The sequence below is a fragment of the Mycobacterium sp. SMC-14 genome, from assembly GCF_046250075.1.
Lineage (GTDB): Bacteria > Actinomycetota > Actinomycetes > Mycobacteriales > Mycobacteriaceae > Mycobacterium.
Genome location: NZ_CP176429.1, coordinates 965,982 through 987,876 on the forward strand (window position 1 = coordinate 965,982; position 21,895 = coordinate 987,876).

A 21,895-nucleotide genomic window follows, 5' to 3' on the forward strand; every position below is an offset into this window, starting at 1 on the left:
ACGTGACTTCGACAGTCGGCGACCGCCGTTAAGCTGCCCTGGTGACCCGTCAGAGAATCCTCATCACCGGGGCCAGTTCAGGACTGGGTGCCGGCATGGCCCGCGTTTTCGCTGCGCAGGGACGTGATCTGGCCCTGTGCGCCCGCCGGACGGACCGACTTGATGAACTGAAAGCCGAACTGACAGACAAGTTTCCAAAAATCAATGTAGCGGTGGCTGCGCTCGATGTAAATGACCACGACGAAATACCCAAGGTGTTCAACCACTTCGCCGCCGAGTTGGGTGGAATCGACCGGGTCATCGTCAATGCCGGCATCGGCAAGGGCGCCCCGCTCGGATCCGGCAAGCTGTGGGCCAACAAGGCAACCGTGGAAACGAACTTGGTCGCTGCGCTGGTGCAGATCGAGACCGCGCTGGAGATATTCAAGGCGGTCGGCAGCGGCCACCTGGTACTGATCTCATCGGTATTGGGCAACAAGGGTGTTCCGGGCGTCAAGGCGGCGTACGCCGCCAGCAAGGCCGGGGTGTCATCGCTGGGCGAGTCGCTGCGTGCGGAGTACTCGCGCGGCCCAATCAAGGTCACGGTGCTGGAACCGGGCTACATCGAATCGGAGATGACCGCCAAGTCGGCGTCCACCCTGTTGATGGTGGACAACGCATCCGGAGTCAAGGCCATGGTGCGGGCCATCGAACGCGAAACCGGCCGGGCCGTGGTCCCGTCCTGGCCGTGGGCCCCCCTGGTATGGCTGCTGCGCCGCATGCCTCCGCGGTACACCAAACGCTTCGCCTGATCGGTCCCTGCTCGGGTCAGCGGGTCATCCAGTCCAGGGCTTTGGCCCGCCTGCGGTAGATCAGCAGGGTCGCCTTGGCGATCAAGAACGCAACGGCCACGCCCATCAGCAGCGTGGACACGGCGTAGGCGCCGTATTCGGCTCCGCGATGGTAGCGATCGTTGACCAACAGCGTGAGGGTCTGGGAGTGTCCCGGCAGGTTCGAGGACACCATGATGACCGCGCCGAACTCGCCGAGTGTGCGCGCCGTGGTCAATACCACGCCGTAGGTCAGTCCCCAGCGGATCGACGGCAGCGTGACCCGCCAAAGTGTCTGCCACGCATTGGAACCCAGTGTGGCGGCGGCCTGCTCCTGTTCGATTCCGATCTCCACGAGCACCGGCTGGACCTCGCGCACCACAAACGGCAGGGTGACGAAGATGCTGGCCAGCACCATCCCGGGCAACCCGAAGATGATCTTGAATCCCAGGTTGTTCTCGACGAAGCCCAGCGCGCCCGATGACCCCCACAGTGCGATCAGGGCGACCCCGACGATGATGGGCGAGACCGCAAAAGGCAGGTCCAGGATCGCCTGAAGTATTGATCGGCCCCGGAATTTGTTGCGCACCAGCAGGATCGATGTCGAAACGCCGAACAATGCGTTCAGCGGCACCACGATGATCACCAGGAGCAGCGACAGCTTCAGCGCCGAGATTGCCGCCGGGGTGCTGATCCAGGCCCAGAACTGGCCCAACCCGGGCTCAAACGTCCGGTACAGAATCACCGACACCGGAGCGATCAACATGACGCCGATATAGGTCAAGACGGTGAAGCGCAGGAGGTGCCGCTTCTCCAGCCGCGCCGTCATTCGGCCTCCTCCTCGCGCTTGGCCGCACGCCCACCCACGGTCCGAAGGAGCATCAACACCGCGAACGAGATCGCCAACAACACGATCGAAATCGCCGCCGCGCTGGTGTGGTCGTCGTTCTCGATCAGCGAACGGATCCACTGCGACGACACCTCGGTCTTGCCCGGCACGGCGCCACCGATCGTCACGACCGAGCCGAATTCGGCGACACACCGCGAAAACGCAAGTCCGGCACCGGTCAACAACGCGGGCTGCAACGACGGCAGCACGACCGTCTTGAAGGTGACCAGGCGCGTCGCGCCGAGGGCCGCGGCCGCCTCCTCGACATCGCGGTCGATCTCCATCAGCACCGGCTGGACGGCACGGACCACCAGCGGCAACGTGACGAAGGCCAGTGCCATAGCCACCCCGGGCGGAGTGTGTTGCAGGTGAATGCCGATCGGACTGGCGTTGCCGTAGAGGGCGAGCATCACCAAGCTGGTGACGATGGTCGGCAGCGCGAACGGCAGATCGATCAGCGCATCGATCACTCCTTTTCCGACGAAGTCGTCGCGCACCAACACCCACGCGGTCGCCAGACCGAACACCACGTCGAGGACGGTGACCAGGACCGAGATCGTCAGCGTCACGCGGAACGATTCGAGTGCCGCGTGCGAGGTGACGGCCAGCCGGAAGCCGTTCCAGCCCCTACCGCCGGCTTGCCAGGCGATGGCCACCAGCGGCAGCAGCACGATCACCGACAGCCACAGCGTGGTCACGCCGATGCGAAGCGGCGTGACGACAGACCGGCCCGCAGCGCCGTGAAGGGCCGCCGGGGCGTCGGCCCCCTCCGAGTGGGTTTGGACGCGTGCAGCCGGCTCGAGTGGAGTCGTGACAGTCATCGGGTGGACCCGAAAGAAGAATGCATGCTGGCCTTCCAATGCCCGAGATGTTCGGCACCGGTCACCGAAAGTGACTACCGAGAATTAGCAAGTGGCGGGAGAGTCAGCGACAACAGTGCAGATAGCACGCGAGGACACCGCGGTGGCGGCCGAACGCCGGTGCGGCGCTCCGCCCAGCACGGGATGGCATCTGCATGGCGCGTAGCTTAAGGAAACCTGGACGTCGAAATCTTTGTCGTGCCGCGATAGGTTGCCCGGCTGAAATACCATGTGTCGCACTTCAGCAGGGCCGACATCGATGGCCGCCGGCAAAAACTCAGCATGAGGGAAATGCCGAAGGCTGTGGCTACTTCCAGTCCCAGACCGACATGTCGGCTGCCGGGTAGTTCATGCAGATGTCGGTGGTGTGGGCGGCCACGCCCTTGTTGTTGAAGAACAGCTTGGCCCAGTTGGGCCAGCGCCACGACATGGTTTCGAAAAAGGCGTTGGTGGCGGTGTCTTCGGAATACTGGCGGCGGCCGGCGTAGTCCATGGCGAAGAACCAGTGGATGCGGTCTTGGGCGCCTTGCCGGTCGGCGGCGGGTTTGTTGTTGTAGTCGATCATGTAGCGCTCGTAGTAGACCGGCGCGACGTCGCGGGCTGCGGCCATGATCTGTTCGGCCGAACAGGGGGTACGCAGGATCCGGCTGGGGATCGGGTAGTCGTCGGTGGCGTCAGCGGCGACGACACCGGCGGTGGCCACGGCGCCGATCAGGGCTGCCGTGGCGATGCCGAGGTGGACTGCATACTTCACGCGGGGACCTCCTCGGGCCGCCGCTGGACGGGATCGGGCCACTTCGCGGGAACCGGACGCTGTCGCACCAGCTGCGGCCACCAGAACCACTTGCCCAGCAACGCCGCGATCGACGGCGTCATGAACGACCGCACGATCAAGGTGTCGAACAACAGGCCCAGACCAATGGTTGTACCGATCTGCCCGAGGATCACCAGGGGGCTGAAGATGAAGGCCGCCATGGTCGCCGAGAACACCAGACCGGCGGCGGTGACGACCGAACCCGTGCCACCCATCGACCGGATGATGGCGGTGTTGAGGCCCGCGTCCATCTCCTCCTTGAATCTGGACACCAACAACAGGTTGTAGTCCGCTCCCACCGCCAGCAGCAGGATGATGGCCAGCGGAACGACGACCCAGAACAGGTGAATCCCGAAGATGTACTGCCACACCAGGACTGACAAACCCACCGATGCCCCCAGCGAGAGGACGACGGTGCCGACGATGACGAAGGCGGCGACGAGGCTGCGCGTCACAATCACCATGATCAGCAGAATGAGAGCGACCGCGGCCAACGCCGAGATCAGCAGGTCGTACTTCATCCCCTCTTGGATGTCCTTGTTGGTGGAGCCGATACCCGCGACATAGATCTTGGCGTCCGACATCGGTGTCGCCTTGAGGGCATCGAACACCGCCTCTTTGATGGCGTTGATGTGCGGAATCGCCTCGGGATTGGCCGGATTGCCCTGATGGGTCACGATCATCCGGGCCGCCTTGCCATCGGGCGACAAGAACAGCTTGAGGCCGCGCTTGAAGTCGGCGTTGTCGAAGGCCTCCGGCGGCAGATAGAACGTGTCATCGTTCTTGGCATCGTCGAACGCCTTGCCCATCGCGGTGGCGTTGTTCAGGGCTTCTTCGCTCTGGGTGTTGATGCCCCCGGTGGTCGCAAAATTCGACAGCGTCAGGTCGCGGTTGCGCTCCTGAATCGCGATCTGTGGCGGCAACAGGGCCACCAGCTGTGGTTGCAGGGCGTCGAGGTTGTCGAGGCTGGCGGTGATGGAGCCGAACTTCTCGGACAGCTCCGAGATCCCGTCCAGCGAGTCGAACACCGACCGCAGCGCCCAACACATCGGAATGTCGAAGCAGTGCGGCTCCCAGTAGAAGTAGTTGCGCAGCGGGCGGAACTGGTCATCGAAATCGGCGAGCTTGTCCCGCAGCGCGTTCATCGTCGTGACAGTGTCGTGAAACGCCTCGGTCTGTTCGTGGGTGACCGCAGCGCTCTGCTGCTGCAGGGCGAGCTGTTGCTTGAGTACCTCGATCGTGTTGTCGATCTCGCCGGCCTGCTTCAGCAGATCGTTGGCCCGGTCTTTCTGGTAGTCGAGGTTCATGATCTGGCTCGCACTCGACGCGCTGATCTGGAATGGAATGGAGCTGTGCGTGATCGGCGTTCCGAGCGGTCGCGTGATGGACTGCACCAGGGCGATTCCCGGCGTGTGGAGTATTGCTTTGGCCGCACGTTCGAGAATCAGCATGTCTGCCGGGTTGCGCATGTCGTGATCGGTTTCGATCATCACCAATTCGGGATTGATCCGCGCTTCGGTGAAGTGGCGTTCGGCGGCTTCCATCCCGACGACGCCGGGCGCGCTGTCGGGGATGTAGGGGCGGTTGTCGTAGCTGGTCTGGTAGCCGGGCAATGCGAGCACGCCGATGAGCGCGGTCGCACCGGTGACCACCAGGATCGGTCCGGGCCAGCGCACGATGGCGGTGCCGATCTTGCGCCAGCCCCGCGTCCGTTGAGCGACCTTGGGTTCCATCAGCCCGAACCGGGTGGCCATCAACAACACGGCGGGCCCCAGCGTCAGGGCGGCCGCCAAGGTCACCACAACACCGATGGCAGCCGGTATCCCGAGGGTCTGGAAGTAGGGGAGCCGGGTGAATCCCATGCAGGCGACCGCGCCGGCGATGGTCAACCCCGATCCGACCATGACGTGGACGGTGCCGCGCCACATGTCGTGGTAGGCCGCGATCCGGTCCATCCCCTTGCCGCGCGCCTCTTGGTAGCGGCCGACGACGAAGATCGCGTAGTCGGTGCCGGCCGCAATAGCCAAGAGCGTCAAGAGATTCGTCGCGTAGGTGGACAGGCCGATGACGCCGGCGTGGGCGAGGACCGCGACCACGCCGCGGGCCGCCGCGAGCTCGACGGCGACCGTCAGCAAGACGATCGCCATGGTCAGCACTGAGCGGTAGACGAACAGCAGCATGAGGCCGATGACCAGGAAGGTAACCGCGGTGACCTCGTTGGTGCCGGCGCTGCCGACCTCGAAGTTGTCGGTCACCAGCGGCGACGCGCCGGTGACGTAGGCCTTGACGCCGGGTGGGGGTGGCGCGGCCGCGACGATCTTGCGGACGGCGTCGACGGACTCGTTCGACATCGCCTCGCCCTGGTTGCCGCGGAGGTAGATCTGGGTAAGGGCCGCTTTGCCGTCCTTGCTCTGTGAGCCACCGGCGGTCAGCGGGTCACCCCAGAAGTCCTGGACGTGCTCGACGTGCTCGGTGTCGGCCCGCAGCTTCTTCACCAGGCCGTCGTGGTACTCGTGTGCCTCGGGCCCCAGGGGCTGATCGCCTTCGAGAACGATCATGGCCGCACTGTCGGAATCGAATTCGTCGAAGACCTGCCCGATGTGTCGCATCGCGAGAATGCCCGGTGCGTCGGGCGCGTTCTGCCCGACTGAGCGTTCCCAGCCGACAACCTCGAGTTGGGGTGCGATGGTGTTCGAAACGGCAGCGATGGCGATCCAGATCAACAGGATCGGTAAGGACAGCCTCCGGATGAGCCGCGCCGGCAGGGAGCCCTCGTGGGCTTCAGGGGCGGTGTCGGCGTGCTGGCCACTCATGCGGTCTTGTCCAGGCACGCGATGTATCCGTTCACGTGGTTCGTAGACCTTTCATCCGTGACGATGCCGTTGACGGTGATTCGGCAGCCGATGGTGTTGCCGTCGCCCTGGGCGCGAAGGTCGGCGTACATCGTCGGGTCGTCGGTGGTCAGCGCCTGCGACCACGGCAGCGGGACGTTCTCGACGCGCTGAGGCTGGGCGTTGATGTCCAGATAGTTGATGGTGGCCACGGATCCGGGCGAACCGAACACCTCGAACAACACCTGTTTGGGGTTGTAGCCGGTGTTCTCCAAAGCCTCTGAGCCGGGCCTCGACACCTCGTTGTTCGAGCCGAAGATGCCGCGCAGTCGGTCAACGCTGAACCCGACCAGAGCGACCACCACGATCGCCACGATCGCCACCCAGTGCCGGCGGACCAACTTGGTTACCGAAAACTTGGTCAAAACAAAGCCTTTCGACGCCGCGCTGACGATCTCACCGCATGCGATGCGGTGAGATTGTCACGTAGGATGAAACGGTACGGTACCGTGCCGATGTATCGCAACCTGCTTGACATCTGCGCAAAACGCTGCTCTTGCGGAACGACCGCGGTGCGGGTGGAAGGAGACGACGATTTCCAAGGATCGTGGCGACGACACGGGGTGCCCGTGGAGTGCGCGGGAGGCCGAGCTGCTGGCGATCACGCTGGAGCTGTTGCAAGAGCATGGATACGACCGCCTCACCGTCGAGGCGGTGGCTACCAGGGCCAAGGCCAGTAAAGCCACGATGTATCGGCGTTGGCCCACGAAGGCCGACCTGGTGCTCGCGGCGTTCATCGAAGGCACTCGCGCGTCGGCCGCCGCTCCCAATACCGGCTCACTGCGTGGTGACCTGCTGGAGATCGGCCGCTGGACCTGTGGGCGGGCGCTGGAACACATGCGCACCATGCGCGCAGTGCTGAACGAGATGTCGCACAGCCCCGCGTTGCAAGAGGTGATGCAGCAGAAGTTCATCCAGCATCGCAATGTTGTTATCGACTCCGTGCTGGCCGATGCCGTCGCACGTGGTGAGATCGAGGCCTCGGTGATCAATCAGGAGATCTACGATCTGCTCCCGGGCTACCTGGTGTTCCGGGCACTGGTTTCCGATCGGCCACCGACTCAGGAAACGGTCCGTGTCGTGGTCGACGACGTGCTGCTGCCCAGCCTGCGGGCCAAGGGTTCGGGGCACCGGCCGACTTAGCCACCGCCGGGCAGTCGCAAATTACGACGAAGCCCGGCCGCGTTCCGCTCGGTAGCGGCGCACCAGCGCGTCGGTGGAACTGTCGGTCTGGCGCGGCGGGGCGGCATCGTCGGTGAGCACCGGCAGCAGTGCCTTGGCCTGCGTCTTGCCCAGCTCCACGCCCCACTGGTCGAAGGAGTCGATGCCCCACACCACACCCTCGGTGAACACCTGATGCTCGTAGAGCGCGATCAGCTGTCCCAGCACCGACGGGGTGAGCTGGGTCGCCAGAATCGAGGTCGTCGGGCGGTTGCCGGGCATCACCTTGTGCGGCACGACATCTGCGGGGGTGCCCTCGGCGGCGATCTCCTCGGCGCTCTTGCCGAACGCCAGCACCTGGGTCTGGGCGAAGAAGTTGCTCATCAACAGGTCGTGCATGCTGCCGGTACCGTCCGCGGTGGCCAGGTCGTCGACGGGTTGGGCGAAGCCGATGAAGTCGGCCGGTATCAGCCGGGTGCCCTGGTGCAGCAGTTGGTAGAACGCGTGCTGGCCGTTGGTTCCCGGTTCGCCCCAATAGATTTCACCGGTGTCGGTGCTGACCGGCGTGCCGTCGGCGCGGGTCGACTTGCCGTTGGACTCCATGGTGAGCTGCTGCAGATAGGCGGCGAAGCGGTCCAGATCGTTGGAGTAGGGCAGCACCGCGCGGGATTGGGCGCCGAAGAAGTCGGAGTACCACAGCCCGATCAGGCCCAGTAGCGCCGGCGCATTGGATTCCAAAGGCGCGGTGCGGAAGTGCTCGTCGACGATGTGGAAGCCGGACAAGAATTCCGCGAAGCGCTCCCGGCCGATGACGGCCATCACCGACAGCCCGATGGCCGAATCCACCGAGTACCGCCCGCCGACCCAGTCCCAGAATCCGAACATGTTCGCGGTGTCGATGCCGAACTCCTCGACCAACGCAGCATTGGTGGAGACCGCCACGAAGTGCTTGGACACCGCCGCGTCGCCCAGCGCCTCGGTGAGCCAGCGGCGGGCCGCGGTGGCGTTGGTCAGCGTCTCCAGGGTTGAGAACGTCTTGGAGGCGACGACGAAAAGCGTGCTGGCCGGATCCAAGCCGGCCAGTTTGGCGATCAGGTCGGCCGGGTCGACGTTGGAGACGAAACGTGCCGAGATACCGGCGTCGGCGTAGTGACGCAACGCCCGGTCCACCATCACCGGGCCAAGGTCCGAGCCGCCGATACCGATGTTGACCACGGTCTCGATGCGTTTCCCGGTGGCGCCGGTCCATTCGCCGCTGCGCAATCGGTCGGTGAAATCGCCCATCGCGTCGAGCACCGTGTGCACGTCGGCGACCACATCCTGGCCGTCGACGTGCAGGTCGGCGTTGCGCGGCAGCCGCAAAGCGGTGTGCAGCACCGCCCGATCCTCGGAGGTGTTGATGTGCACCCCGGCGAACATCGCGTCGCGCCGGTCCTCAAGGCCGGCCGTCTGGGCCAGATCGACCAGCAGACGCACGGTCTCGGAGGTGATGCGGTGCTTGCTGTAGTCGATGTAGAGGTCACCGACGGTGGCGGTGAACCGGGTGCCGCGTTCGGGATCGTCGGCGAAGAACTCGCGTAGGTGGGTGTCGCCGATCTGCTCGTGATGCTTGCGCAACGCGTTCCAGGCCGGGGTGGTTGAGATGTCCGGGATCTGGGGAACGGAGCTCATACCCCCGACATTAGCGGCGGGTCGCCGTCGTCGGTGCAGCGCCGGACGTTACCGCGGGTCGGCCATCAGGCCAGCGGCGATCGCCAGCGCGGCGGAGCCGGGCGCAGCGGGTCGTCGCCATCGGGCCAGCGGCGATCGCCAGCGCGGCGGAGCCGGGCGCAGCGGGTCGTCGCCATCGGGCCAGCGGCAACTGCGGGCGCGGCGCCCTAGTGGCCGAGCCGGCCGCGGCCGAGCCGCAGCAACAGCATCGCCAGGTCCTTGCCGTCCTGGCCGAGTTCGCTGTAGCGCTCGAGCACCTTCATCTCGCGGCTGTGCACCAGGCGGGTGCCGCCGGACGCCATCCGGGCCTTGCCGATTTCCTGCGAGATCTCGGTGCGGCGCTTCACCGCGGCCAGGATCTCGGCATCGAGCCGGTCGATCTCGTGGCGCAGGTCGTCAATGTCGGGCAGCTGTTGGGGTTGGGCAGACATGATCAAAACTCCAGGTTCTCGCTGTTGGTGGTTTCTGGTCCCATCGGCGATCCGGCCTCACACAACAGACGAGCCCCGGGTCGGCGAAGCGGACCGCGGGGCTTGGCGTTGCAGCTAAACCACGGGCACCGCTGACCGGTACCCGTAGAAAAATCGACGCTGCATGTCGAGCACGAAACGAGTCTGCCACTAAGGGCCGTGCCAGCGCAAAGAGTGTCGTCGGGCGGCGGTACGTTGGGTTGCGATATGACAGTGCACGCGACTCCGCAGACCGATCACCTCCTCGACGGGCTCAATCCCCAGCAGCGCCGGGCCGTACTGCACGAGGGCTCCCCGCTGCTGATCGTGGCCGGCGCCGGCTCGGGCAAGACCGCGGTGCTCACCCGACGCATCGCCTATCTGCTGGCCGCCCGCGAGGTAGGGGTGGGCCAGATCCTGGCGATCACCTTCACCAACAAGGCCGCCGCCGAGATGCGTGAGCGGGTGTCGAGCCTGGTCGGTCCCCGGGCCCGGGTGATGTGGGTGTCGACGTTTCACTCCACCTGCGTGCGGATCCTGCGTAACCAGGCCTCGGTGGTCCCCGGTCTGAACTCGAATTTCTCGATCTATGACGCCGACGATTCGCGCCGCCTGCTGCTGATGATCGGCCGAGACATGGGCCTGGACGTCAAGCGGCACTCGCCGCGGCTGTTGGCCAATGCGATCTCCAACCTGAAGAACGAACTGATCGACCCGGACCGGGCGCTGGCCGACCTCACCGAGAGCTCCGATGACCTGAGCCGGGTGGTGGCCGCGGTCTACACCGAGTATCAGCGCCGGCTGCGGTCGGCCAACGCGCTGGACTTCGACGACCTGATCGGCGAGACGGTCGCGATCCTGCAGGCGTTCCCGGAGATCGCCCAGCACTATCGGCGCCGATTCCGGCACATCCTGGTCGACGAGTATCAGGACACCAACCATGCCCAGTACATGCTGGTGCGCGAGCTGGCGGGGCACTCGGGCGGTTCAGCGAGGCCCGACGGAGGAGAGGTGAAGCTGGGACCGCCGCATGGACACCGCGCGGGTGGGCACGACGATGCGGACCTGCCACCCGCGGAGCTGTGTGTGGTCGGTGATGCCGATCAGTCGATCTACGCCTTCCGCGGCGCCACCATCCGCAACATCGAGGATTTCGAACGCGACTACCCCGACGCGACCACCATCCTGCTGGAACAGAACTACCGCTCCACGCAGAACATCCTCTCGGCAGCCAACGCGGTGATCGCCTACAACTCCGGGCGCCGGGAGAAGCGGCTGTGGACTGACGCCGGCGACGGCGAGCTGATCGTCGGCTACGTCGCCGACAACGAACACGACGAGGCGCGGTTCGTCGCGCAGGAGATCGATGCCCTGACCGATGCGGGCGCGGTCAACTACAGCGACATCGCGGTGTTCTACCGCACCAACAATGCGTCGCGGTCGCTGGAAGAGGTCTTCATCCGCAGCGGCATCCCGTACAAAGTCGTTGGCGGCGTGCGCTTCTACGAGCGCAAAGAGATCCGCGACATCATCGCTTACCTGCGAGTGCTGGACAATCCCGGCGATGCGGTGAGCCTGCGGCGCATCCTCAACACCCCACGCCGCGGTATCGGCGATCGTGCCGAGGCGTGCGTCTCGGTGCACGCGGAGAACACCGGCACCGGGTTTGCCGGCGCGCTGGCCGCCGCCGCCGAGGGTGGCGTACCGATGCTCAACAGCCGTTCGCAGAACGCGATCGCCGCCTTCGTGGCGATGCTCGAGGAGTTGCGGGCGCACCTGAACACCTGTGATGACGACCTCGGCTCTCTGGTGGAGCTGGTGCTGGACCGCACCGGCTACCGCACCGAACTGGAGGCCTCGACCGATCCGCAGGATTTGGCCCGCCTGGACAACATCAACGAACTCGTCAGCGTCGCACACGAATTCAGCATTGACCGAGCCAACGCGCTCGCCGACCAGGACGGCACCCTGGAGGAGGAGGATGTGCCCGACGTCGGAGTGCTGGCGGCGTTTTTGGAGCGGGTCTCGCTGATCGCCGACACCGACGAGATCCCCGAGCACGGGTCCGGCATGGTCACCCTGATGACGTTGCATACCGCCAAAGGCCTGGAGTTCCCGGTGGTGTTCGTCGTCGGCTGGGAAGACGGCATGTTCCCGCACATGCGCTCGCTGGGGGATGCCCGCGAACTGTCCGAGGAACGCCGGCTGGCCTACGTCGGCCTGACCCGGGCGCGCCAACGGCTGTATCTGAGCCGGGCCAAGGTGCGTTCGTCGTGGGGTCAGCCCATGTTGAATCCGGAATCGCGATTCCTTCGGGAGATCCCGCAGGAGCTCATCGACTGGCGGCGTACCGACGTCACCGCCTCACCGAGCGCTCCGGTCAGTGGCGCCGGCCGGTTCGGAACTCCGCGGCCGGCACCGAGCCGATCGGCCAACCGGCCCCTGCTGGTGCTGGCGGCCGGGGATCGAGTCACGCACGACAAGTACGGGCTGGGCCGGGTGGAGGAAGTGTCCGGGGTGGGGGAGTCGGCGATGTCGCTGATCGACTTCGGCAGCTCCGGGCGGGTCAAGCTGATGCACAACCACGCGCCGGTGACCAAGCTCTGACCGCTGGTTCCACTAGCCGCCGGGCTTGAATCGGCAGTCCAGCTTCGCCTCTCCTCCGTCGAGGCTCACTAACTGCCGAACAGCCAGCGCCTGGTGGCCGGGTGCAGTGCCGCCGCGACGGTGGCGATCTCGATGAACGGGATGACGTGCACGATCCCCGGCACCCGGGCTCCGGCCAGGAACAGGCTGCCGAATGTCAGCAGGGCGACCACCGCTCCCACCGCGATCAGGTAGCGGCCGACCGAGCGCCGCAGCAGCAGCATGATCACCCCGGACACCGTCGTCCCGGCGAACACCAGACTCAAGAAGGCGACCGCGACGCAGAACAGCCGGTCGGTGTGCCACCAGCTGGCGATCAGGTCGGTGGAGACCACCGAGGTGGCCCAGCAGCCCACCAGAGCGAGCACACAGGCGCCGATCGCGACACCGGATGACGGGAATCGCGCCGGCAGCGACGCCGGGCTGGGCTGGAAGGGTGGCGGTATCCGCGACGAGGAGGGGACGATCGGGATGGCGCCGGTGGGTGCCCGTCGGATGATGCGGCTGGAGGAACTCGCCGGGCTCTGGCCGGAAGGGTTTGCGCCGGTAGGTGGGTGGTGGCGGTCGCTCACCATTCCAGATTAGGCGAAGTTGATGCCGCGCTTGGCGAGCCAGGAAGCCGGGTCGATCCGGTTGGTGCCGTTCTGCAGCACCTCGAAGTGCAGGTGCGGGCCGGTCGAGTAGCCGCGATTGCCCATCTCGGCGATCTGGTCGCCCGCCATGACCCGCTCGCCGACACTGACCAGCGACCGGTTGATGTGGCCGTAGAGGGTCACGGTGCCATCGGAGTGGCGCAGCTTGACCAGCATGCCGTAACCGGCGCTGGGGCCCGACTCGATCACCACGCCGTCGGAGGCCGCCAGGATCGGGGTGCCGATGGCGTTGGCGATGTCGATGCCGGCGTGCAGCACACCCCAGCGGTAGCCGAAGTTCGACGTAAACGCGCCCTGGGTGGGGGCGACGAACAGCGGGCGTTGCAAGCGGGCTTCACGCTCGGCGCGCTCCTGCGCGTACGCCACGCCCTTGGCCAGCTCCTCGTTGTGCACGACGACGTTGGCCGCGGCTTTGACCGTGATCATCTGCAGGCCGTGGCTGGAAGTGGTGGTGGTGCCGTCGTTCAGCGTCGTCTTGCTGGCCGCCAGCACGGCGGGGCGGGCGACGGTGTCGCCCGACGGGTGAGTGGCGGCGTGTGCGGCAGCAGCGGCTGCGCCGGCGGCCATCGCGGCGATCATCACCCGGCTCTTGACGGCACTGGCGGGCTGGTTGCGGTGTTTGCCGCCGCGCGCGGGCGGCTGGGCCACCTCGTGCCGGCGGTAGTGGCGCTCCGAGTAACCACCGCGGGGGAACGCCAGCTGCAGCACCGGCATGTTGTCGGTGTCGGTCATGTCATCGAGCTCGGGGGCCAGCAACACATCGGAGGCCTCGTCGAACGTGTCTTCGCTGAAGGCGTCCTCGGGCCAGCCGAACTCGTTGAACGGAATGATGTCGGTGACCTCGGAGGGGCTGGGTGCCGAAGGCCGAATCGCGGCTGCCGTGGCGCCGTTTCGACGTCGAGGGAGAGCCCCGCCGGAAACCGGACGCATCGGTGCACCGTGCTGCATCAGTCTGGAAGTTCCTCTGGTCGTGATCAGAACGTTATAAAGACCTGGACCTGGTGACGGTAACCACTCCCGCTGGGGCCTGGCAAGCTATCGGCCGAATCCAGTCGTTAATGTGAAACGAATCACGTTTTTCTGGCGGTGAGATGTGCCACAGCAGTGGTACGCGAGGAGGGAACCCCGCCGCACTCTCGATACAGTGCCTCGGGAGCTAAATCTCTCACAATCCGACAGCGCCGGCTTGCCGGCGACCCGCAATAAGACAGTGAGCCCATGGATCTTTTCGAGTATCAGGCGAAGGAGCTGTTCGCCAAGCACAACGTGCCCACCACCCCCGGCCGGGTAACCACCTCGGCTGAGGACGCCAAGGCCATCGCCACCGAGATCGGCCGGCCGGTCATGGTGAAGGCGCAGGTCAAGGTCGGCGGCCGTGGCAAGGCCGGTGGCGTGAAGTACGCCGCCACCCCGGACGACGCGTTCACCCACGCGCAGAACATCCTCGGTCTGGACATCAAGGGCCACGTTGTCAAGAAGCTGCTGGTAGCCGAGGCGAGCGACATCGCCGAGGAGTACTACATCTCCTTCCTGCTCGACCGCTCCAACCGCACCTACCTGGCCATGTGCTCGGTCGAGGGCGGCATGGAGATCGAAGAGGTCGCCGCCACCAAGCCGGAGCGCCTGGCCAAGGTGCCCGTCGACGCGGTCAAGGGTGTCGACCTGGCGTTCGCCCGCTCGATCGCCGAGCAGGGCCACCTGCCCGCCGAGGTGCTCGACGCCGCCGCGGTGACCATCCAGAAGCTGTGGGAGGTCTTCGTCGCCGAAGACGCCACCCTGGTTGAGGTCAACCCGCTGGTTCGCACCCCCGACGACCAGATCCTGGCGCTGGACGGCAAGGTCACCCTGGACGGCAATGCCGAGTTCCGGCAGCCCGGTCACGCCGAGTTCGCGGACCTGGACGCCACCGACCCGCTGGAGATCAAGGCCAAAGAGCACGACCTGAACTACGTCAAGCTGGACGGCGAGGTCGGCATCATCGGCAACGGCGCCGGCCTGGTCATGTCCACCCTGGACGTCACCGCCTACGCCGGTGAGAAGCACGGCGGCGTGAAGCCGGCCAACTTCCTCGACATCGGGGGCGGCGCCTCCGCCGAGGTGATGGCCGCCGGCCTGGACGTCATCCTGGGTGACAAGCAGGTCAAGAGCGTGTTCGTCAACGTGTTCGGCGGGATCACCGCCTGCGACGCGGTGGCCAACGGCATCGTGTCGGCGCTGGGGATCCTCGGTGACGCCGCGACCAAGCCGCTGGTGGTGCGCCTGGACGGCAACAACGTCGAGGAGGGTCGGGCGATCCTGGCCGAGGCCAACCACCCGCTGGTGACCGTCGTCGCCACCATGGACGAGGCCGCCGACAAGGCCGCCGAGCTGGCGAACGCCGGAAAGGACGCTTAAGTCATGTCGATCTTCGTCAACAAGGACAGCAAGGTCATCGTCCAGGGCATCACCGGTGCCGAGGCGACCAAGCACACCGCGCGGATGCTTGCCGCCGGCACCCAGATCGTCGGTGGCGTCAACGCCCGTAAGGCCGGCACCACGGTTGCGCACAAGGACAAGGACGGTAACGACGTCGAGCTGCCGGTGTTCGGCAGTGTCGCCGAGGCCATGAAGGAGACCGGCGCTGACGTGTCGATCGCCTTCGTGCCGCCGGCCTTCTCCAAGGACGCGATGATCGAGGCCATCGACGCCGAGATTCCGCTGCTGGTGGTCATCACCGAGGGCATCCCCGTGCAGGACAGCGCCTATGCGTGGGCCTACAACGTGGACAAGGGTGAGAAGACCCGGATCATCGGGCCGAACTGTCCCGGCATCATCACCCCGGGTGAGTGCCTGGTCGGCATCACCCCGGCCAACATCTCGGGCACCGGCCCCATCGGTCTGGTGTCGAAGTCCGGCACGCTGACCTACCAGATGATGTACGAGCTGCGGGACTTCGGTTTCTCCACCGCCATCGGCATCGGCGGCGACCCGGTGATCGGTACCACCCACATCGACGCCATCGAGGCGTTCGAGAAGGACCCGAACACCAAGGTCATCGTGATGATCGGCGAGATCGGCGGCGACGCCGAGGAGCGGGCCGCGGCCTACATCAAGGCCAACGTCACCAAGCCCGTCGTCGGCTACGTGGCCGGGTTCACCGCGCCGGAGGGCAAGACCATGGGCCACGCCGGCGCCATCGTGTCCGGCTCGTCGGGCACCGCGGCCGCCAAGCAGGAGGCCCTGGAGGCCGCCGGTGTGAAGGTGGGCAAGACCCCGTCGGCCACCGCGGCCCTGGCCCGACAGATCCTCGAGAGCCTGTAAAAAACAGCAGCACCGATCGTGCCGTTTCGTACGCCGCCACCAGCGCGTCGTACGAAACGGCACGTTCGGCATTTGTGGTGAGGTGAATCCATGAGCATCGATCCCCGCACTCCCGTCATCGTCGGCGTCGGGCAGGCCGCCGAGCGCATCGACGACGCCGACTACCGCGCGATGTCACCGGTGGAGCTGGCCGCAGCGGCCGCACAGGCGGCGTTGGCCGACTGCGGGGCGAGCTCGGAGCAGGTCGCGTCGGCCATCGACGCGGTGGTGGCCACCCGCCAGTTCGAGATTTCGATTCCCAAAGCCCCAGCACCGCTGGGCAAGTCCAATAACTTCCCGCGATCGGTTGCGCGCCTGCTCGGCGCGGAGCCGGCTCGCGCGGTGCTGGACAAGGTGGGCGGTCAGGGGCCGCAGAAGCTGCTCACCGAGTTCGCCGGCGAGATCGTGGCCGGCACCGCCGATGTGGTGCTGCTGTGCGGGTCCGACGCGACCTCGACGCTGCGCCACTTCGCCAAGGCCGACAACAAGCCGGACTTCACCGAGACCATCGACGGGCAGCTCGAAGACCGCGGCTTCGGTCTGGAGGACTTCGTCGAGCGCTACACCGTCATCCACGGGCTGACCGGTGCGCCGGTGCAGTACGGCCTGCTGGAGAACGCCCGGCGTGCCCGGCTGGGCATGGGCACCGCCGACTACCTGCAGGCCATGGCGGAGCTGTTCGCACCGATGACCAAGATCGCCGCCAAGAACCCGTTCTCGGCCTCGCCGGTGGAACGGTCGGTCGATGAGCTGGCCACGATCAGCACCGGCAACCGAATGATCTGCGACCCCTACCCGCGACTGCTGGTGGCGCGCGATCAGGTCAACCAGGGCGCCGCGGTGCTGGTGATGTCGGTCGAGGCCGCACGCCGCCTGGGCGTGCCCGAAGACCGCTGGGTGTACCTGCACGGTCACGCCGACCAGCGCGCCCAGCGCCTGCTGGAACGGCCCGACCTCAGTGCCTATCCGGCCGCTATTACGGCTACCACCGACGCGCTCGACATGGCCGGGATCGCCTTCGACGACATCGCGGCCATGGACCTCTACAGCTGCTTTCCGGTCCCGGTGTTCGCCATCTGCGACGCCTTCGGTCTGTCTGCCGACGACCCGCGCGGCCTGACCCTGACCGGCGGGCTGCCCTTCTTCGGCGGCGCCGGCAACAACTACTCGATGCACGCGATCGCCGAAGCCGTCGCCTCGGCGCGAAGTGTCCCAGGACAATTCACGTTCGTCGGGGCCAACGGCGGCATGATGAGCAAGTACGCGGTCGGGGTGTACTCGACCACCGCGGTGCCGTGGACGCCGGATCGCAGCGCCGAATTACAGGCGCAGGCCGATACCGCAGCCGCCGTGCCAGTCACCGAGAGCGCCCAGGGCCCGGCCACCATCGAGACCTACAGCGTTCGTTATGACTGGGAGACCCGGACCGGGATCATCATCGGTCGACTCGACGCCGACGGCACCCGGTTCCTGGCGACCACCGAAGACGAGGATCTGGTGGCCCTGCTGTCCGACGGCGACCCGCTGGGCACTCCGGTGACGGTGCACGCGTTCGACTACGGCAACCGCTGCTCCCCGCGCTGAGCCACCCCCCTTGGCGCGAGCGTGCACAACGGTCCCCTAAAAGCCCAGGTGGGTGTGGGCGTTTCTGCACGCTCGAGGCAAAGGGGAGTGGGCCCTTAGGTGGACAGTCCCAGCTTGGCGGCTAGGCGCTCCACGTACGCCGCCACCTCGGACTCGGACTTGTCCGGCAACCCGAACAGTGTCTCGGTGACGCCGATCTCGGCCCAGTGCGCCAGCTTCTCGGGAACGGGCTTGAAGTCCAGTGCCACGATCTGCGGTGCGCCGTCGCGGCCGGCGGCCGCCCAGGTGTCCTGCAGCAGCTTGACCGGCGCGTCGATGTCGAAGTCACGCGGCGTGGTGATCCAGCCGTCGGCGCTGCGGGCGATCCACTTGAAGTTCTTCTCGGTCCCGGCCGCACCGACCAGCACCGGAACGTGCGACTGCACCGGCTTGGGCCAAGCCCAGCTCGGGCCGAAGTTCACGAACTCGCCCTCGAAGGACGCTTCCTCCTGGGTCCACAGTGCCCGCATGGCCTCCAGGTACTCCCGAAGCATGGTGCGCCGCCGGCCGGCGGGGACGCCGTGGTCGGCCAGTTCGTCGGTGTTCCAACCGAATCCGACACCCAGGCTCACCCGGCCGCCGGACAGGTGATCCAGCGTGGCGATCGATTTCGCCAGCGTGATCGGATCGTGCTCGACCGGCAGCGCCACCGCGGTCGACAGTCGCACTCGCGAAGTCACCGCGCACGCAGCTCCCAGGCTGACCCACGGGTCCAGGGTGCGCATATAACGGTCATCGGGCAGCGACTCGTCCCCGGTGGTCGGGTGAGCGGCCTGCCGCTTGACCGGAATGTGTGTGTGCTCCGGTACATAGAAGGTGGTGAAGCCGTGATCATCGGCGAGTTTTGCGGCCGCTGCCGGGTTGATTCCACGGTCACTGGTGAATAGCACGAGCCCGTAATCCATATCCCGATTAGAACGTGTTCCTATTCGGCGGGCAACGGGGGGGTCCTTGTCGCGCAGTGTTGACCCACCGACTCGGCCCGCAAGTGCGCTAGCGTGGATGGTCGAAGCGCGCCGCACCGCCCACAAGCGCCCTGCCACAAGCACAGGAGAGGTCATGACCTACTCGCCCGGGAACCCCGGCTTCCAGCCTTCTCAACCACCAGGCTCATATGGGCCATCCACCCCGTCGTTCGCGAAATCAGGCGGCGAAGTCGAGAGCAAATTGCCGCAGTACCTCCGGATCGCGGTGGTTGCGTTGGGGCTGGGTGTCTACCTGGCGAACTTCGGGCCGATCGTGACGATCACCGACGTCGACTACCCGCTGATCCTCAGCGACGCCGGCCACACCGTTCCGCTGGCGGTGCTGGCAGCACTGCTGGCCGGCGCGGCCCTGCTGCCCAAGGCGAAGAGCTACACGGCCGTGGTCGCCGTGGTCTCGGCACTGGGCGCGCTGCTGGCTATTTCGACCGTCGCCGATGCCAGCGGCAGCTACACCATCGGTTGGGGGCTGTGGCTGATCCTGACCTTCAGCGTCCTGCAGGCCGCCGCCGCGGTCGGATCGCTGCTGCTGGAGGCCGGCGTGGTGACCGCGCCGGCGCCGCGTCCCAAGTACGACCCCTACGCCCAGTACGGGCTGCCGCCGGGCGGTAACTACTACGGTCAGCCTGGCCAGCAGGGTTATGGCCACCAGGGCCAGCAGGCTCCGCAGCAGCCTGGCTACCCGTCGTCGTATGGCAGCTACCCGTCCGGGCCTGCCAGTGGCGGCTTCGGCGCGCAGCAGGCACCAGGCTCCCCTTCGTCGGGCGCCTTCAACTCCGGCGCGCAGCAGGCGGCACCGCAGGGGCCGCCGACCCCGCCGACCGGATTCCCCTCCTACAACCCGCCGTCGTCCGGTGGTTCGGGGAGTGCGTCGACCGGTGGCCACAGTGCAGCCGGTTCGGATCAGAGCTCGACGGGTGGCCAGCAGTCGCAGGGCGGCTCGGCCTCGTCGGGGCCGGCGCAGCCCTAACCCGCGCCCGCGCGCCGAGTTGAACGTGCTCGCAGCGTGACATCGGTGACCGGCGGCAAACCAGGCTCGAACCCGACCCGCGACCTGCTACGGGTCGCCTTCGGGCCGTCCGTCGTGGCGTTGACGGTTATCGCAGCGGTAACGCTGCTGCAGTTGCTGATCGCCAACAGCGACATGACCGGGGCTTCCGGTGCCATCGCCAGCATGTGGCTGGCCGTGCACCAGGTGCCGGTCTCGATCGGCGGCCGCGACCTGGGTGCACTGCCGCTGTTGCCGGTGCTGTTGATGGTGGCCGGAACGGCACGAACCACCGCGCAGGCCACCGCCCGTGGGGCCTCATGGTTCGTCATCCGCTGGATCGTGGCTTCCGCGGTGGGCGGCCCACTGCTGATCGCCGCGGTCTCCCTGGCGGTCATCCACGACGCGGCCTCGGTCATCACCGAACTGCAGACGCCGCATGCCCTGAGCGCCTTCGCGCACGTGTTTTTTGTCCACGCGATCGGAGCGGCACTGGGAGTGGGCACGCGGGTGGGCCGGCGGGCGCTCGCCGAGACCCGGCTGCCGGACTGGCTGGTGGACTCGGTCCGAGCCGCGATCACCGGCATGCTGGCACTGTTCGGCCTGGCCGGCGCGGTGACGGTGCTGTCCCTGGTCTGGCACTGGGGAACCATGCACGAGCTCTACGCGATCACCGATTCACTGTTCGGCCAGCTCAGCCTGACCCTGCTGGCGCTGCTGTATGTGCCCAACGTTCTGGTCGGTGCGACGGCGATGGCGGTCGGCTCGAGCGCACACATCGGCCCCGCGCTGTTCAGCGCGTTCACCGTGCTCGGCGGCGATATCCCTGCGCTGCCGATCCTGGCCGCGGCACCCGCCCCGCCGTTGGGTCCTGCGTGGGTGGCGCTACTGATCATCGGGGCGGCTTCGGGAGTGGCCGTGGGGCAGCAGTGCGCCCGCCGGCCGCTGCCGCTGCTTCCGGCGCTGGCCAAGGTCGCCGTAGCGGCCTTGATCGCGGCGGTGTCGATGGCCGTCCTGGGGTTGGCCGGTGGGGGACGGCTGGGCAACTTCGGTGACGTCGGGGTGGATCAACTGACGTTCGGTCCCGCGGTGTTCGGCTGGTTCGCCGCGATCGGAGCGCTGACGGTGGTGATGATCGGTGGGGTCCGGGCTGATGCGGTGCCCGGCACACAGCGGGTGCTGCCGCCCGCCCCGGAGCGGCCCGCGGAGCCCGAACAGGTCTCCGAACCGAGCCCGACGCCGATCGCCGACGTCGATCCCGAGGACCTCGCCTCAGCCGGAGAACCCTTCGAACCTGACGAGCTGTTCGACGCGGACTTCGAACCGGGTTTCCAACCCGACGAGGTCACCGACGACGGCGAGTTGAATTGGACGCCGGAGCCCGAGCCGCCGCGAACGTTCCGGTCGCACGCGCCGACGCAGCCGCCGGGCCCGCTGGAAGACCCCGAAGACCTGATGTTCACCGACGACGACGGATACGACCGCTAAATCGAGGACTTCGGTCCCTTATATATGTCGCCGTTGGCTGATCGGATGGGGAGTGCCGACCCGTCCGAACTCCAAGGGGACGACATGACCGACGTCGTGAGTACCGAGCCCGCCGGCAAGAACGTCCCCGCTGGCGTGCCGAGGCGGCGGAATCTGCACATGCTGGCCGGCGCCCGGGCCGAACTGCTGACCGGGCTGATCCTGCCGCCGGGCCATGAGCGGGTGCTCGACGTCGTGGTCCTGATCTGGGTGGACGGCGTCGAGGCCGGGATGCAGATGATCGAGCCGTCGCCGCAGTCGCGCAGGATCGGACTGACCGATGATCTGGCGGAGGCCCTCTATGACCAGTTGGCGGGCGCGGGGTTCTGCAGTGAATACGAGGAGTTCCCCGAATTGGACGACCCCGACTTTCAGGACCTGGCCTACGGGCGGGTCAGCAAGCTCGGCAAGATGACCCAGCCGATCGGTCACCCCGAGGTCACCTGGGACATGGTCGAGATCTGGACGGATGGCGTAGCGGCCGCACTTCGGGTCGCCCGGGATCGAGCGCCGCACTCCGCCTGAACCGCGGGCTCTTGCGGCGCCTACCTTC

General features: G+C 66.6%; 19 protein-coding genes. 9 read left to right on the top strand and 10 right to left on the bottom strand.

What is annotated here, in order from left to right:
• Positions 1–41 precede the first annotated feature (41 nt).
• Positions 42–791, top strand: a complete 750-nt coding sequence (locus ACKY0W_RS04650) for an SDR family oxidoreductase (RefSeq protein ID WP_409436594.1) — start codon at positions 42–44, stop codon at positions 789–791.
• 16 nt (positions 792–807) lie between these two features.
• On the opposite strand, the gene cysW is transcribed toward ACKY0W_RS04650, so the two are convergent.
• The 5 genes from cysW to ACKY0W_RS04675 all read right to left on the bottom strand — a co-directional run bounded on the left by cysW (position 808) and on the right by ACKY0W_RS04675 (position 6,628).
• Positions 808–1,638, bottom strand: coding sequence for a sulfate ABC transporter permease subunit CysW (gene cysW, locus ACKY0W_RS04655; protein ID WP_409436595.1), 831 nt, complete (start codon positions 1,636–1,638; stop codon positions 808–810).
• On the bottom strand, positions 1,635–2,519 hold the full coding sequence (gene cysT, locus ACKY0W_RS04660) for a sulfate ABC transporter permease subunit CysT (RefSeq protein WP_409436596.1): 885 nt from the start codon (positions 2,517–2,519) through the stop codon (positions 1,635–1,637). The genes cysW and cysT overlap by 4 nt, the downstream gene beginning before the upstream one ends.
• Positions 2,520–2,865: 346 nt before the next feature.
• Entirely contained in the window at positions 2,866–3,312 is a 447-nt protein-coding gene (locus ACKY0W_RS04665; protein WP_409436597.1) for a DUF5078 domain-containing protein, read from the bottom strand.
• Complete coding sequence (locus ACKY0W_RS04670) at positions 3,309–6,185, bottom strand: RND family transporter (RefSeq protein WP_409436598.1); 2,877 nt, start codon at positions 6,183–6,185, stop codon at positions 3,309–3,311. The genes ACKY0W_RS04665 and ACKY0W_RS04670 overlap by 4 nt, the downstream gene beginning before the upstream one ends.
• Positions 6,182–6,628 (bottom strand): MmpS family transport accessory protein, encoded by a 447-nt coding sequence (locus ACKY0W_RS04675; RefSeq protein WP_409436599.1) that lies wholly within the window; start codon positions 6,626–6,628, stop codon positions 6,182–6,184. Before ACKY0W_RS04675 ends, ACKY0W_RS04670 begins: the two co-directional genes overlap by 4 nt.
• 169 nt (positions 6,629–6,797) lie before the next feature.
• On the opposite strand from ACKY0W_RS04675, the gene ACKY0W_RS04680 reads away from it, so the two are divergent.
• Positions 6,798–7,406 (top strand): TetR/AcrR family transcriptional regulator, encoded by a 609-nt coding sequence (locus tag ACKY0W_RS04680; protein ID WP_409437649.1) that lies wholly within the window; start codon positions 6,798–6,800, stop codon positions 7,404–7,406.
• Positions 7,407–7,427: 21 nt separating this feature from the next.
• Here ACKY0W_RS04680 and pgi read toward each other — a convergent pair whose 3' ends face one another.
• Both pgi and ACKY0W_RS04690 read right to left on the bottom strand, forming a co-directional pair.
• The gene (pgi, locus tag ACKY0W_RS04685; RefSeq protein ID WP_409436600.1) at positions 7,428–9,095 is read right to left on the bottom strand and encodes a glucose-6-phosphate isomerase; all 1,668 of its coding nucleotides are present in this window, start codon (positions 9,093–9,095) and stop codon (positions 7,428–7,430) included.
• Between the two features lie 206 nt (positions 9,096–9,301).
• Complete coding sequence (locus ACKY0W_RS04690) at positions 9,302–9,565, bottom strand: chorismate mutase (RefSeq protein ID WP_406756081.1); 264 nt, start codon at positions 9,563–9,565, stop codon at positions 9,302–9,304.
• A gap of 246 nt (positions 9,566–9,811) precedes the next feature.
• Here ACKY0W_RS04690 and pcrA point away from each other — a divergent pair, with 246 nt between their 5' ends.
• The gene (gene pcrA, locus ACKY0W_RS04695) at positions 9,812–12,190 is read left to right on the top strand and encodes a DNA helicase PcrA (protein WP_409436601.1); all 2,379 of its coding nucleotides are present in this window, start codon (positions 9,812–9,814) and stop codon (positions 12,188–12,190) included.
• A gap of 68 nt (positions 12,191–12,258) precedes the next feature.
• Here pcrA and ACKY0W_RS04700 read toward each other — a convergent pair whose 3' ends face one another.
• A complete protein-coding gene (locus tag ACKY0W_RS04700) occupies positions 12,259–12,801 on the bottom strand; it encodes a hypothetical protein (RefSeq protein ID WP_409436602.1) in 543 nt (180 codons plus the stop codon).
• A gap of 9 nt (positions 12,802–12,810) precedes the next feature.
• Positions 12,811–13,830: a M23 family metallopeptidase gene (locus ACKY0W_RS04705; RefSeq protein WP_409436603.1), complete on the bottom strand. Its 1,020-nt coding sequence runs from the start codon at positions 13,828–13,830 to the stop codon at positions 12,811–12,813.
• 270 nt (positions 13,831–14,100) lie between these two features.
• Between ACKY0W_RS04705 and sucC the strand changes: the two genes are divergently transcribed.
• The 3 genes from sucC (at position 14,101) to ACKY0W_RS04720 (ending at position 17,805) form a co-directional block, all read left to right on the top strand.
• A complete protein-coding gene (sucC, locus tag ACKY0W_RS04710) occupies positions 14,101–15,276 on the top strand; it encodes an ADP-forming succinate--CoA ligase subunit beta (protein WP_406756077.1) in 1,176 nt (391 codons plus the stop codon).
• A gap of 3 nt (positions 15,277–15,279) precedes the next feature.
• Positions 15,280–16,182 (top strand): succinate--CoA ligase subunit alpha, encoded by a 903-nt coding sequence (gene sucD / locus ACKY0W_RS04715; protein WP_409436604.1) that lies wholly within the window; start codon positions 15,280–15,282, stop codon positions 16,180–16,182.
• Positions 16,183–16,272: 90 nt separating this feature from the next.
• A complete protein-coding gene (locus ACKY0W_RS04720; RefSeq protein ID WP_409436605.1) occupies positions 16,273–17,805 on the top strand; it encodes an acetyl-CoA acetyltransferase in 1,533 nt (510 codons plus the stop codon).
• A 95-nt stretch (positions 17,806–17,900) separates the two neighbouring features.
• Here the strand turns inward: ACKY0W_RS04720 and ACKY0W_RS04725 are convergent, their stop codons facing one another.
• Positions 17,901–18,749 carry an LLM class F420-dependent oxidoreductase gene (locus tag ACKY0W_RS04725; protein ID WP_409436606.1) on the bottom strand — a complete coding sequence of 283 codons (849 nt, stop codon included), beginning with the start codon at positions 18,747–18,749 and terminating at the stop codon, positions 17,901–17,903.
• A gap of 154 nt (positions 18,750–18,903) precedes the next feature.
• Between ACKY0W_RS04725 and ACKY0W_RS04730 the strand changes: the two genes are divergently transcribed.
• From ACKY0W_RS04730 to ACKY0W_RS04740, 3 genes are all read left to right on the top strand, one after another.
• Positions 18,904–19,797 (top strand): DUF5336 domain-containing protein, encoded by an 894-nt coding sequence (locus tag ACKY0W_RS04730; protein ID WP_409436607.1) that lies wholly within the window; start codon positions 18,904–18,906, stop codon positions 19,795–19,797.
• Between the two features lie 45 nt (positions 19,798–19,842).
• On the top strand, positions 19,843–21,303 hold the full coding sequence (locus ACKY0W_RS04735; protein ID WP_409437650.1) for a DUF6350 family protein: 1,461 nt from the start codon (positions 19,843–19,845) through the stop codon (positions 21,301–21,303).
• Positions 21,304–21,387: 84 nt separating this feature from the next.
• Positions 21,388–21,867 carry a hypothetical protein gene (locus ACKY0W_RS04740; protein WP_409436608.1) on the top strand — a complete coding sequence of 160 codons (480 nt, stop codon included), beginning with the start codon at positions 21,388–21,390 and terminating at the stop codon, positions 21,865–21,867.
• Positions 21,868–21,895: the final 28 nt, after the last annotated feature.

Excerpts from the sequence above, each read along its gene's own strand:
- cysW (WP_409436595.1), bottom strand. The coding sequence starts at position 1,638 with ATGACGGCGCGGCTGGAGAAGCGGCACCTCCTGCGCTTCACCGTCTTG.
- cysT (WP_409436596.1), bottom strand. The coding sequence starts at position 2,519 with ATGACTGTCACGACTCCACTCGAGCCGGCTGCACGCGTCCAAACCCAC.
- ACKY0W_RS04670 (WP_409436598.1), bottom strand. The coding sequence starts at position 6,185 with ATGAGTGGCCAGCACGCCGACACCGCCCCTGAAGCCCACGAGGGCTCC.
- pgi (WP_409436600.1), bottom strand. The coding sequence starts at position 9,095 with ATGAGCTCCGTTCCCCAGATCCCGGACATCTCAACCACCCCGGCCTGG.
- ACKY0W_RS04690 (WP_406756081.1), bottom strand. The coding sequence starts at position 9,565 with ATGTCTGCCCAACCCCAACAGCTGCCCGACATTGACGACCTGCGCCAC.
- pcrA (WP_409436601.1), top strand. The coding sequence starts at position 9,812 with ATGACAGTGCACGCGACTCCGCAGACCGATCACCTCCTCGACGGGCTC.
- ACKY0W_RS04705 (WP_409436603.1), bottom strand. The coding sequence starts at position 13,830 with ATGCAGCACGGTGCACCGATGCGTCCGGTTTCCGGCGGGGCTCTCCCT.
- sucC (WP_406756077.1), top strand. The coding sequence starts at position 14,101 with ATGGATCTTTTCGAGTATCAGGCGAAGGAGCTGTTCGCCAAGCACAAC.
- sucD (WP_409436604.1), top strand. The coding sequence starts at position 15,280 with ATGTCGATCTTCGTCAACAAGGACAGCAAGGTCATCGTCCAGGGCATC.
- ACKY0W_RS04720 (WP_409436605.1), top strand. The coding sequence starts at position 16,273 with ATGAGCATCGATCCCCGCACTCCCGTCATCGTCGGCGTCGGGCAGGCC.
- ACKY0W_RS04725 (WP_409436606.1), bottom strand. The coding sequence starts at position 18,749 with ATGGATTACGGGCTCGTGCTATTCACCAGTGACCGTGGAATCAACCCG.
- ACKY0W_RS04730 (WP_409436607.1), top strand. The coding sequence starts at position 18,904 with ATGACCTACTCGCCCGGGAACCCCGGCTTCCAGCCTTCTCAACCACCA.
- ACKY0W_RS04740 (WP_409436608.1), top strand. The coding sequence starts at position 21,388 with ATGACCGACGTCGTGAGTACCGAGCCCGCCGGCAAGAACGTCCCCGCT.